Source organism: Microbacterium oxydans, assembly GCF_000956525.1.
Lineage (GTDB): Bacteria > Actinomycetota > Actinomycetes > Actinomycetales > Microbacteriaceae > Microbacterium > Microbacterium oxydans_A.
Genome location: NZ_JYIW01000026.1, coordinates 274,215 through 286,665 on the forward strand (window position 1 = coordinate 274,215; position 12,451 = coordinate 286,665).

11 protein-coding genes are annotated in these 12,451 nt (G+C 68.5%); 3 read left to right on the top strand and 8 right to left on the bottom strand.

From position 1 onward, the window contains the following. Positions 1-210 precede the first annotated feature (210 nt). On the bottom strand, positions 211-1,458 hold the full coding sequence (locus RS83_RS13895) for an alpha/beta fold hydrolase (protein WP_045280114.1): 1,248 nt from the start codon (positions 1,456-1,458) through the stop codon (positions 211-213). Positions 1,459-1,487: 29 nt separating this feature from the next. After that, positions 1,488-3,488 carry a DUF262 domain-containing protein gene (locus RS83_RS13900; RefSeq protein WP_045280115.1) on the bottom strand — a complete coding sequence of 667 codons (2,001 nt, stop codon included), beginning with the start codon at positions 3,486-3,488 and terminating at the stop codon, positions 1,488-1,490. 176 nt (positions 3,489-3,664) lie between these two features. Here RS83_RS13900 and RS83_RS13905 point away from each other — a divergent pair, with 176 nt between their 5' ends. Next, entirely contained in the window at positions 3,665-4,438 is a 774-nt protein-coding gene (locus RS83_RS13905; RefSeq protein ID WP_045280116.1) for a hypothetical protein, read from the top strand. Positions 4,439-4,696: 258 nt separating this feature from the next. Continuing rightward, positions 4,697-5,200, top strand: coding sequence for a DUF3145 domain-containing protein (locus RS83_RS13910; RefSeq protein ID WP_045280845.1), 504 nt, complete (start codon positions 4,697-4,699; stop codon positions 5,198-5,200). A gap of 146 nt (positions 5,201-5,346) precedes the next feature. Here RS83_RS13910 and RS83_RS13915 read toward each other — a convergent pair whose 3' ends face one another. Then, a complete protein-coding gene (locus RS83_RS13915) occupies positions 5,347-6,750 on the bottom strand; it encodes a PLP-dependent aminotransferase family protein (protein WP_045280117.1) in 1,404 nt (467 codons plus the stop codon). A 95-nt stretch (positions 6,751-6,845) separates the two neighbouring features. Between RS83_RS13915 and RS83_RS13920 the strand changes: the two genes are divergently transcribed. Further along, positions 6,846-7,511, top strand: coding sequence for a YczE/YyaS/YitT family protein (locus RS83_RS13920; protein WP_045280118.1), 666 nt, complete (start codon positions 6,846-6,848; stop codon positions 7,509-7,511). A gap of 63 nt (positions 7,512-7,574) precedes the next feature. On the opposite strand, the gene RS83_RS13925 is transcribed toward RS83_RS13920, so the two are convergent. The 5 genes from RS83_RS13925 to RS83_RS13945 form a co-directional block, all read right to left on the bottom strand. Then, positions 7,575-8,813 carry a beta-ketoacyl-[acyl-carrier-protein] synthase family protein gene (locus RS83_RS13925; protein ID WP_045280119.1) on the bottom strand — a complete coding sequence of 413 codons (1,239 nt, stop codon included), beginning with the start codon at positions 8,811-8,813 and terminating at the stop codon, positions 7,575-7,577. Positions 8,814-8,906: 93 nt separating this feature from the next. Further along, complete coding sequence (locus RS83_RS13930) at positions 8,907-9,155, bottom strand: acyl carrier protein (RefSeq protein ID WP_017202249.1); 249 nt, start codon at positions 9,153-9,155, stop codon at positions 8,907-8,909. Positions 9,156-9,223: 68 nt separating this feature from the next. After that, complete coding sequence (locus RS83_RS13935) at positions 9,224-10,225, bottom strand: beta-ketoacyl-ACP synthase III (protein WP_045280120.1); 1,002 nt, start codon at positions 10,223-10,225, stop codon at positions 9,224-9,226. Next, positions 10,222-11,142, bottom strand: a complete 921-nt coding sequence (locus RS83_RS13940; protein WP_045280121.1) for an ACP S-malonyltransferase — start codon at positions 11,140-11,142, stop codon at positions 10,222-10,224. Before RS83_RS13940 ends, RS83_RS13935 begins: the two co-directional genes overlap by 4 nt. A 97-nt stretch (positions 11,143-11,239) precedes the next feature. Beyond that, positions 11,240-12,442 (bottom strand): PucR family transcriptional regulator, encoded by a 1,203-nt coding sequence (locus tag RS83_RS13945; protein ID WP_045280122.1) that lies wholly within the window; start codon positions 12,440-12,442, stop codon positions 11,240-11,242. Positions 12,443-12,451 lie beyond the last annotated feature (9 nt).

Here is a 12,451-nt window from a genome sequence, read left to right on the forward strand (position 1 = left end):
CGGGGCCTTCGTCATGCTCGGGCTGAGCGAACGGCGTGCAGGTGGCGGCGCGCAGGTGGCGCATCCGGCCGCGTCATCCAGGCAGATGCGACCATCTGCGACACCTGCGATCCGGCAGGTGTCGCACGTGGCCGCCTGCTCGCCCGAGAGGCGGCCATTCGCGACACCTTCTGGCGTGCATCCGGGCCGGCTTGGGGGCTCAGAGATCGATCAGCGGATGCGGCGGTGGTGCGCGAGGTCGATGAGCCGGCTCAGCACCGGACCCGACCGCAAGCCGTTGTGCTCGTGCTCGCTGGTCACCCAGAGCTGCACGCCCGGCAGCAGTGCTGCGGTCTCGAGCGAGTACTCCAGCGGTACGTACACGTCGTTCACGTACACCGCGGCAGCGCCGGTGGCACCGGATGCCGCGATCGCGTCCGCGTCATAGATCTGCGGCCACTCGAACTCGGCCAGCTCGCGAGCGACATCGCGCCACGGCTGGAACGCCGGCACCGTCTCGGTCCATTCGCTGCGGATGTGCTCACCGGTGAAGAGCGTGACGTCGTCGCGGAAGTCCGCAGGCTCGGTGCGCTCGGCCGACCAGCGAGTGGCGTGGCCGTCCGCATAGCTCGACTCGTGGAACGCGAAGTACAGCGGGTTGCGGCCGCCGTAGGGCATCGCGTGGGCGAGGTCGTGGCGGAAGGCGTTGGAGCGGGGGTCGCGCTCCAACAGCGACCACACGGTCTGCCAGCCGTCGTCCGTGCCGAGTGCCGAACCCATCGAGCGCAGTCGCGACGGGGAGACGATCTCGCCGTCAGGCAGCACGATGTCGCCAGAGGCCGCCCGATCGACCAGGCGTCGCATCGCGTCCCGATGCTCGGGGAATCGGCGGTAGTACTTCTCGGAGGCAGTGCGCATCTTGTCGTAGCAGAGTGCGTAGACATCGTCGGGGTGGCGGCCGACCGCGCTCAGGCCACCGGTGATGAACACGTCGGTGAGCGAGGAGCTGTCGGTCGACAGATAGGCGAGCGTCGTGAAGCCGCCGAACGACTGTCCGAGCACGCTCCACCGATCGACTCCCAGGTGCTCGCGCATCGCCTCGCAGTCGCGCACGATCGCGTCGGCGCGCAGATGCGTGAGGTATTCGGCGACGACCGACGAGCCCTGACCAAGGTCGTCATCGCCGACCGGCGTCGAGCGCCCGGTGCCGCGCTGGTCGAGCAGCACGAGCCGGTAGTGGGCGAGCGCCTCGTCGAGCCAGCCGGGAGATGCAGGGCCGTGGAACGGCCGCGGCGCCTCGTGGCCAGGTCCGCCCTGCAGGAACACCAGGAAGGGGAGCGTCTCGCCGCCCTCGCGGGAGACCACCGAGGCGAAGATGTCCATCGTGCGGGTGTCGGCTGGATCACCCCAGACGAGGGGAACGGTGAGCGTGTGCTCTTCGACGGTCAGATCCAGCAGATGACGGACTACAGTGCTCACCTGTCGAGCCTAACGCGGGCGAACCGCTGTCACATCACGTTGCCGATGTAGGAGTACTTGACGAACACCTCAGCGGCGATCCCCGACTCCTCGATGACGCCCTGCACCGCGCTCATCATGTAGTTGGAGTCCCAGCCCATGTAGAGGAAGTGCGCGTCATCCAGCGCATCCCACTGGCCCTTCCAAGCCATCTCGTCGTAGATCGGTCCACCGTGCGCAGCGCAGTATGCGCGGGCGGCATCCGTGGTGTCGGTCCAGGCGCGGCGGAAGACCCGGTTGAAGAGGTACTTGACGTCGGGGACCTCCCACCGTTCGCCGCGGTACTCGACGTAGTCGAACTCACGCTCCCAGCCGGCCGGCCAGCCTCGGCGACGAACGGCGTCGAGGATCGGGGTGAGTCCGTCGTCGTCGATCTCGGGCAGCGCGGGGCGAGCCCAGATGCGCAGGAGGTCGGCGGTCAGCCGAACCGTCCGCGCAGAGATCGCCGCAGTGTCCCAGACGGTGACATCGGCGAGCTCGCGGGTCGCTGTGACCGAGCTGCGCGCGTACGCCTCATCGCGCTTGACGGGGAACGAGGAGCCGAAGACGCGCTCCGTGAGTTCCTGCTCCAACAGCGTCACGTTGCCGAGGGTCGGCGCGAGAGCGCGGTGGCTGTTCTGCTCGTCATCGCTGTAGTCGATCCACGGCCGCACGCCGTCGCCGGACCAGGCGTCCCCGGGCACCGGTGGCACGACGTGCTCGACGTCGAACCCGGCGGTGTCGTCGATGCCTTGGAGGCGTCCGAGCACGTATGCGGCGTGGGGGAGTTCGCTGTACTTCAGCACTGCGCTCACACGCTCATCCGATGGTGTGATGCGGGCGAAGGCACGGGCCAGTGCGTCACGGCCGTCGAGACGGGCGCGGCACAGCCGGGCGACGAGCCGCTCATTCGGCAGGTTCACGAGCGTGCGGCGCAGGTACAGCGCCTGAATCCACTCGAGCGTCTCGAGGAACTCGGCGCGGTCGATGACGCCGCGGCGGTGGTCGCTGTAGGCGGCGAGGACGAGCGGATAGGCGGAGCGTCCGAAGGTGTTCACGTGGCGCAGCTGCCGAGCGATCTCGGCATCCGGCTCCGTCGTCGGGTCGAGCAGGATGCCGTAGATCTCGGCGTAGTGCCGCCACACCTCGGCGTGCGCCTGCAGGTGCTCGAGGTCGACGTGCGGGAACGAGTGCCGGAACGCGCTGTAGACGCCGTGCTCGCCGTTCGCTGCGACCTCGCGACCCGTCGTCATGACGAGGAAGTGGCGCCAGAACGCGCCGATCGCCTCACCGGTGTGGCGTTCGATCGGCAGCCAGAAGCGGGCCTCCACATCCAGCTGCTCCGAGTGCGTGAGCCCCATCAGGATGTAGTTGTGGATGAGCTCGTGATCGCGCAGCGGTTCGCCGGTCGAGTTCAGGCTCTCGAAGATCTGCTGCGCGTTCGCCTGTGCGCCGAGTGTGATGGAGACGTGCTCGAGCCGACGCAGGCCGCGCCAGATCGACGGTACCTCATCAGCGTGGATCTGGCTGCGGAAGAACGCGTAGTTGTCGTCGAACCGGGACTCGCGGTCCGCGTCGTCGCGGCGGTCGAGCACCACGGACTCGTAGAGTTCGGCCCAGGCGTCGTGCGGGCGCAGCTTGGTGCGGGTCGGGTCGTCCTGGCGGACCAGCACCCGCTCGAGCTCGGCGGCGAGCGTCGGATCGGAATCCTTGACCGCGTGGTGCAGCGAGGCCACCAGGAGCATGAGTGTCGTGATGCGCTGCTGTCCGTCGATCAGGATCAGATCGCTCTCCGCTGCCGTGTCGTGCGCCGACAGGATCGAGCCGATGAAGTGGCGGTGGGCATCGTCTTCCGCGGCGACGGCGCGGACGTCCGACAGCAGGCGTTCGCACCCGCCGATGTCCCAGCGGTACTGCCGCTGATACACCGGGACGACGATGGTGGTGGAACCGGCTGCGAGCCACTCGATCGTGTTGACTGCTGTCGCCTCGACGTTGGTGGCAGTGCTCATGCTGGTCTCTGATCCTCCCGTATCGCCGTGCGCCGAGGACTCGCCTGGCGCCCGGATCAGTCTATTCGCTTATTCACGGCGACCCTCTGATGCGCGCTCGGGGGTCGCTGTTAGGCTTGCCTTATCAGGGCCTGTTAAAACGTGCTGGCCCCCGATGAAAGGAACATGACTCGCTCATGGGATACATCAAGTCCGCCGCGCTCGAGGAGAAGGGTTTCGTCGTCCTCGACAGCTACAACCAGGAACTCGACCCCAAGGAATGGCTCGACATCGAGTACAACGACTGGAAGTCGTCGGGTGACACCCGCTTCGCTCCGCTCGCCAGCGCCTTCGGCGACATCGAGTGCAACGGCTTCTGGAACCACAAGCCGCCGCGCACCGACAAGGACGGCGTGTGGATCGACTCGCAGATCGAGAAGGCCCCGAACCTGACGCGTCGCGCGCAGGAGCCCGGTGCGAACGTCGGCCGCTGCCGCGTCATCGAGCTGCAGCCCACCCCGTACGGTGAGTGCCTCTACAACCTCCACCAGGACGACAACAACCGTTTGAACCCCGACGGCACCGGCTGGGTCGTCCGTGGTTTCTTCAACCTGACGGACGACAAGGACAGCTACTTCGTCCTGCGCGAGAACCGCACCGACCCGAGCATCGAGTACCGCCTCGCGCTGCCGGCCGGTGCTCAGCTCATCGTCGACACCCAGCGTCTGTGGCACGCCGCGACGCACAACGGTACCGACCCGCGCTACTGCCTGATCACCTCGTGGACGTCGGGCCCCGAGCTCGACGCGTACATCGAGAAGTACCACGGCACCGACGACGTGCCCAACGTCGAGGTTCCGCAGGACGTGCTCGAGCACGGCTATGCCGAGCAGGCGCGCAAGGATGCCGCGCGCGCGGCGTACTACGCGGCGAAGGGTCAGCAGGTCAAGCAGGCGATGAGCGAGGCCTGAGCCTCATCTGAGCCGATCCCGCTGGGTCGCTGAGCCGATCCCGCTGGGTCGCTGAGCCGATCCCGATGGGTCGCTGAGCTCGTCGAAGCGCCCCAGCGAACACATGAAGGCCCCGGTCATCCGACCGGGGCCTTCGTCGTATGAATCACACGCTTGTGATTTCCTCCGGACTGGGCGAGAATGGGCCCACAACCGCATATCGCCGCCACTCTTTGCATGAGGTCGTTGGGGAAGACGCACCTGATGAACGGAGAGATCATGGCGACGGCTTACGCACGCGGAGTGGTGTATATCCACTCGGCACCTCGCGCGCTCTGCCCGCACCTCGAATGGGCGGTCGGACGCGCTATCGGTCGCGCAGTGAATTTCGACTGGAGCGACCAGCCAGTGCTCGACGGCGCGCGCCGTGCCGAGTTCTACTGGGACGGCCCGGTGGGTACCGGCGCCGCACTCGCCACCGCGATCCGCGGCTGGGAGCACCTCCGCTTCGAGGTGACCGAAGACCCGACGCCGCGCAGCGATGGCGGTCGTTGGCTGCACACCCCTGACCTCGGCATCCACTACGCCCAGGCTGACGCGGCCGGCAACATCGTGATCGGCGAGGACCGCATCCGCTACGCGATGGAGATCGCTGCGGGCAACGCGTTCGAACTGCAGCGCGAACTCGACATCGCCCTGGGCTCTGCCTGGGACGAGGAGCTCGAGCCCTTCCGCCATGCCAGCGACGACGCGCGCGTCGTCTGGCTCCACAAGGTCGGCTGAGTCCGACCCGAGACCTGGAGCGCGGGAGGCCGAGTACCGGATGCCGGTGTTCATCCCGGACGCTGAGAAACGTATCCTCGCTCCATTCGACGAGAACCCCGCCTCTGTCCGCAGAGACGGGGTTCTCGTCGTTCGGGGCGATGCCGTCAGATCACGGCAGCATGGGTCGCGACGACGGGACGAGCGGATGCGCCCTCACGGAGGTCGTGCCAGGCGAGCCGCAGTCGTTCCATGGCCTCTGCGGTGCGCTCGGGTGGATACGTGATCGGGATGCGAAGGTAGCGCTCGAGCACTCCTCCGGTGGAGAACCGAGGTCCTGGTGGCGCGATGAGCTGTCGATCGCGGGCAGCGAGCGAGAGTCGCGTCGAGATCGGCGCTCCCAGGTCGATCCAGGCGGACAGCCCGCCTGGGGTGCGCGGCATCTGGAGGTCGCCGATCGCCTCGAGCCCGGCCGTGACCGCCGTGCGGCCCGCGTGCAGGCGCGAGCGGACGTGTTCGCTGAGTGCCGGCATCTCATCGAGCAGTTCGACCGCGATGCACTGGTCGAGCAGCGCGGTGCCGAGCTCGAACGACGGGCGTACCGCGAGCAGGCGCGAGATGAGCGACCGTTCGGCCCTGATCCACCCGAGTCGCAATCCTCCCCATGCGATCTTCGACATCGAGCCGACCGTGATCACCTGCGGGCTGAACGCGGCCATCGGCAGCGGCGACCACCCGCGGTCGATGTCGAGCTCGGTGGTCGTCTCGTCCGCGATGAGGTGCGTGCCGGTGCTGCGGGCGGTGGCCGAGACGCGATCGCGATCGGCATCCGTCATGGTGGCCCCGGTGGGGTTGTGGAAGTCGGGGATCAGGTAGGCGACGAGCGGCCGGCCCCGCAACAGCAGCTCGGTGAGATGAGGGATGTCCCACCCCTCGACGCCGACCGGAGTCGGCGTCAGCCGGTAGCCGTTGCGGTGCAGAGCGTCGAGGACGTGCGGGAAGGACGGCTGCTCGACCACCGCGCGCTCACCGCGGCGGCCGATCGTCGCGAGCACGAGATTGACCGCATTGAGGGCGCCCGAGGTGATGATGATCTCCTCGGCGGTCGTGGGCACCCCGCGCTGCGTGTAGCGTCGCGCCACCGCGTCGCGCAGCTCCGGCAACCCCTGCAGGGAGTATCCGGAGGTGCTGCGGAGGGCCGCGAGCCGCGGGAGCGAGCGCACGGTGGCGTCGTAGAGACCCGGCGTTGAGTCCATCGAGGCGATCGACAGGTCGATCGCCGAGTCGTCGTCGGCACCCATGACCACATGGTCGGCGTGGGGGAGTGCGACCCGCGTGCTGCCGCCGTGCAGGCGCGAGACGTAGCCGTCGCTCTCCAGCAGGCTGTAGGTGCGGGTCATGGTCGAGCGCGATCGGCGCAGCTCGAGCGCCAGCGCCCGTTCGCTCGGCAGTCGCTCGCCCACCGTGAGGCGTCCGTCGAGGATGAGCGCGCGGATCTGGCCCGCGAGCTCGGCCGCAGTCGACCCAGCGGCGTTCTGCGCGCCGAGCTGCTCCACGAGTCGTGATGTCATGGATCCAGCATGCCGCAAAGTGGCCTCATATCTGCAGACCACTTTTCGATGACTGGTCTCGTGTTCTCGGGACCGCCGCCATCCACGATGGAAGGATGCAGCTGCGCTCCGTGTTCATCCCCGTCACCGCCACGAGCCGACGGGACCTTGTCGAGCGCCTCGTGCAGCTGCTCGTCGGACTGTTCCTCTACGGCGTCTCACTCGGACTCATGGTGCGTGGCGGCATCGGTGTCGCTCCTTGGGATGTGCTTGCCCTCGGCGTCTCCGGGCAATCCGGCATCGGATACGGCACCATCACCGTGCTCGTCTCGGTGGTCGTGCTGCTGTTGTGGATCCCGTTGCGTCAACGCGTCGGCGTCGGCACCCTGCTGAACTCGCTGCTCGTCGGCCCGAGCGCCGACCTCACACTCGCCCTCATCCCCGCACCGCCCTCGATCTGGATCGGGGCACCGATGTTCGTGGCCGGCCTTGTGCTGCTCGCGTTCGCCACCGGCCTGTACATCGCGGCGAGCTTCGGCCCCGGACCTCGTGACGGGCTGATGACGGGCCTCGTGCGCGTCACCGGATGGAAGGTGTGGATCGTCCGCACGCTCATCGAGGGGAGCGTGCTCCTCGTGGGCTTCCTGCTCGGCGGACCGGTGGGCGTCGGCACCGTGCTGTTCGCGCTGGGAGTGGGACCGCTCGTCGGTTGGTTCCTGCCGGCCATCACACGTCTGCGCGAGGAGCGCTCCCGCCGACTCGCTCCGGTGCGGTCGCACTGACGCGGTCATGACATGAAGAAGGCCCCGGGAATGCTCCCGGGGCCTTCCTCGTGCGATCTGCGGTCAGTCGGCGCTCGCGACGGCGAGGACGGCGTTGTGGCCACCGAAGCCGAACGAGTTGCTGATCGCGATCTGGGGCCCGTCGCCGAGCGGCGTCGGCTCGCCGGAGAGGCGGAACGGCACAGCGGGGTCGGGCTCGGTCATGTTGATGGTCGGCGGTGCGACGCGGTCGCGCAGCGCGAGCAGGGCGAAGATCGCCTCGAGTGCACCGGTGCCGCCGAGGAGGTGGCCGGTCGAGGCCTTCGTCGCGGAGACGGGGATCTCGGGGAGGCGATCGCCGAACACGCGCTGCAGGGCGACGTACTCGTTCGGGTCACCGACGGGCGTCGAGGTCGCGTGCGCGTTGATGTGCGTGACCTGGTCGGCGGTGATGCCGGCCTCTTCCAGCGCGTGCGTGACGGCGCGAGCTGCTCCTGTGCCCTCCGGGTCGTTGCCCGTGATGTGGTACGCGTCGGCTGTGACGCCACCGCCGAGGACGTACCCGTAGATCTTGGCTCCACGCGCCTTGGCGTGCTCCTCGGTCTCGAGGATCAGCACCGCGGCGCCCTCGCCCATGACGAAGCCGTCACGGTCGATCGCGCCGGGGCGGGAGGCGTGGGCGGGGTCGTCGTTCCGACGAGACAGCGCCTGCGCCGAGGCGAAGGACGCCATGGTGATCGGGTGGATCGCCGACTCGGCTCCACCGGCGATCACGACATCGGCGAGACCGTCCTGCAGGTGGTGGAAGGCGTGGATGATCGACTCGGTGCTCGAGGCGCATGCGCTCACGACGGTCTGCGCGTAGGCGCGGGCGTGGAACTGCAGCGACAGGTTGCCTGCTGCGGCGTTCGGCATCAGCATCGGCACGGTCAGCGGCATGACGCGACGCGGACCCTTCTCGCGCAGGGTGTCCCAGGCGTCGAGGAGCGTCCAGAGGCCGCCGATGCCGGTGGCGAAGTCGACGCCGAGCCGTTCGGGGTCGACATCGGGAGAGCCCGCGTCCTCCCAGGCCTCGCGCGCTGCGATCAGTGCGAACTGCGAGGACGGGTCGAGCCGCTTCGCCTCATGGCGGGGCAGGACCTCTTCTGGACGGACGATCGCCTCAGCGGCGAAGGTGACAGGGAGGTCGTACTGCTTCACCCAGTCGTGCTCGAGGGTGCGGGTACCGGACATGCCCGCGAGCAGGTTGGTCCAGTTCTCCGGAGCTGTCCCGCCGATGGCGGAAGTGGCGCCGATGCCGGTGACGACGATGCGCTTGGTCATGGTGTGGTTCCTTGTCGGGCGGGTCGAGCGGATTGTGCGGGCAAGGCGGAGGATGCCACGCCCCGCAGGCGCGGGGGTGGCATCCTGCGTGGATTACTCCTGGCCTGCGACGATGAAGTTGACGGCGTCGCCGACGGTCTTGAGGTTCTTGACCTCGTCGTCGGGGATGGTGACGCCGAACTTCTCCTCGGCGTTGACGACGATCGTCATCATCGAGATGGAGTCGATGTCGAGGTCATCCGTGAACGACTTCTCGAGGGCGACCTCGGAAGCGTTGATGCCGGTCTCATCGGTGATCAGCTCTGCGAGGCCGGCGAGGACCTCATCGTTGGTGAAAGCCATGTGGTCTTCCTCTTTCTTGCGGGTTGTTATCGGAACCGTGGAACAGTCTAGAGAAGGTCGGGTCGTTCTCAGGGGAGGACGACGACCTGGGCGGCGAACACGAGGCCGGCACCGAAGCCGATCTGCAGGGCGAGACCGCCCGAGAGCTCGGGGTGCTCGGCCATCAGCCGGTGACTGGCGAGCGGGATCGAGGCTGCCGAGGTGTTGCCCGTCGTCTCGATGTCGCGCGCGATGACGGTCGTCTCCGGCAGCTTGAGCTGCTTCGCGAACTCGTCGATGATGCGCATGTTCGCCTGGTGCGGGATGAACGCGGCGATGTCCGATGGCTCGACACCGGCGCGATCCAGGGCCTCGCGGGCGACCTTGGCCATCTCCCACACGGCCCAGCGGAACACGGTCTGGCCCTCCTGACGGAGCGTCGGCCACGGCACCTCGCCATCGCGGAACTGGGTCAGGGTGCCGTTCATGCCGACGGCATCGGCCTTCGAGCCGTCGGAACCCCAGACTGCCGGGGAGATGCCCGGCGTGTCGCTCGGGCCGATCACGGCCGCACCGGCGCCGTCACCGAGCAGGAACGAGATGCTCCGGTCGGCAGGGTCGACGACGTCCGAGAGCTTCTCTGCGCCGATCACCAGCGCGTAGTGCGCTGCACCGGCACGGATGAGGGCATCGGCCTGCGCGACCGCGTAGGAGTACCCGGCGCACGCGGCATTGATGTCGTAGGCGGCTGCCGGGTTGGCGCCGACGCGGTCGGCGACGATCGCGGACACCGACGGCGACTGCTTCGGGTTGCTGATGGTCGCGACGATCACGAGGTCGATCTGGTCAGCGGCGATGCCCGACTTCTCGATCGCTTCCGCGCCGGCTGCTGCGGCGAGGTCGATCGCATCGGTGTCCTTGTCGGCGCGGACGCGGGTGATGATGCCGGTGCGCTGGCGGATCCACTCGTCGCTCGAGTCGATCGGGCCGATCAGGTCGTCGTTCGGCACGGCGTTCTCGCCGCGCGCCGCACCGTAGGAGTAGATGCGCGTGTAGGCGGGGCCCGTGATCTGGGTCAGGGTGGCGCTCATGCGGCTTCTCCGTTCAGCAGCGCGACGGCTGCGTCGAGGTCTTCGGGGGTCTTCACTGCGACCGTCGGCACGCCGCGCAGCCCGCGCTTGGCGAGACCGGTGAGTGCACCAGCGGGGGCGAGTTCGATCAGACCGGTGATGCCGTGCTCGGCGAAGGACTCCATGCACTTGTCCCAGCGGACCGGCGACGAGACCTGGTCGACCAGGTACGAGAGGGCGGTCGCGCCGTCGGACACCGTCGAGCCGTCGCGGTTGGTCCACAGGGTGACCTGGGGGTCGCGCGGAGTGACCGTGGCGACGGCATCCTTGAGCGCGGCGACGGCCGAGGCCATGTATGCGGTGTGGAAGGCGCCGGCGACCTGCAGCGGGATCACGCGGGTGCCCTTCAGCGGCTCCTCGGCGAACGCCGCCAGGGCGGGGAGCGCACCGGCCACGACCAGCTGGCCGCCGCCGTTGTAGTTCGCGGGGGACAGCTCGAGTTCGGCGAGTCGGGCCAGCACGGCCTGCTCGTCGCCGCCGAGCACGGCACTCATGCCTGTGGGCGTCTGCGCCGCGGCATCCGCCATCGCGCGGCCGCGGATGCCGACCAGACGCATGCCGGTCTCGGCATCGATCACGCCGCTGCCGACCAGTGCGGCGATCTCGCCGACGGAGTGCCCCGCGATGCCGTCTGCCGCTCGCCCTGCACGAGCATGCAATGCGTCGGCGGCGATCAGCGATGCCGCGACGATCAGCGGCTGCGCGATGCGCGTGTCGCGGATCGTGTCGGCATCCGACTCCGTTCCGTGCTGCTGCAGGTCGACCTCGGCGGCCTCCGAGTACGCGGCGAGGCGATCAGCCACTCCGTCGAGCTCGAGCCAAGGGGACAGGAAACCGGGGGTCTGCGAGCCCTGACCAGGGCAGACGACGACAATCACCAGACCAGTCTGCCAATGAATGCTCGCAAACGGTGGATGATCCATCACAAGATTGTGCGAAAGCCTTGTGTGTGGCGCACAGCGAATCGGATCCGAGTCAGCGCGGCGGGCGACGAAGGGCGGGTCGACGGCGAGTCTGCTCGGTCGCACCGATCGAACCGAGGATCAGTGCGGTCTGCAGGATCAGCGCCTCTCGGGGGCCGGTGGCATCCCAGCCGATGACCTCGCTGACGCGCTTCAGGCGGTAGCGCACGGTGTTCGGATGCACGAAGAGCTCGCGTGCGGTGGCCTCGAGCGAGCGTCCGTTGTCGAGGTAGCTCCACAGCGTCGTCACGAGATCGGTCGAATGGGCTTGCAGCGGGCGGAAGATGCGCTCGATCAGCGTCTGCTTGGCCAGCGGGTCGCCGGCGAGTGCGCGCTCAGGCAGCAGGTCGTCGGCCTCGACGGGGCGCGGGGCACTGCGCCAGGCGCGAGCGACCGCGAATCCGGCGAGGGCGGCGCGTGCGCTCTGGCTGGCATCGACCAGGGCGACGACCTCCGGTCCGAGCACGACGTACCCGGGACCGAACGACGGCTCGAGGCGGGCTGCGATCTCCTGGAAGCCGAGTTCGTCCTCGACCTCCTCGGTGTCGTGGCCGGCGACCCTGGCGCGCCCGAGCACGAGCACGAGGCGGGAACCCTGCACGCCGATCAACACGTCGACCGCGAGCTTGCGAGCCGTGCGTCGGACGAGGTCGACATCGAACTGCGGGGGAGTCGTGCCGACGAGCACCGCGACCTCGCCGTGTCCGTGCCAGCCGAGCGCGGCGATACGGCTGGGCAGCTCCTCGTCGGCCTCTCCGGTGAGGATCGAGTCGACGACGAGGGCTTCGAGGCGGGCGTCCCACAGGCCACGGGCCTCGGCCGCGCGGGCGTACACGTCTGCGGCGGCGAAGGCGACATCGCGCGAGTAGAGCAGGATCGCCTCGCGGAGGTCGTTGCCCTTGCCGGCGACGCGCTCCTCGGTCACCTCGACGGTGACCCGGATCAGCTGGAGGGTCTGCTGCAGGCTGACGCTGCGCAGCAGCTCACGGGGGGCCGCTGCGAAGATGTCGGCCGCGATCCACGGCGTCGAGGTCGGGTCCTCGTACCACTGGATGAATGAGGTGATGCCGGCCTGGGCCACCAGCCCGACCGCGGAGCGGCGGGCTGGTGGCATGTCGGCGTACCACGGGAGGGTGTCTTCCAGCCGCTTGATCGTCACCGAGGCGATGTCGCCGGAGATCCGGCGCAGCCATGTGAGCGTCGCGGTCTTGTCCATACCGCTGGA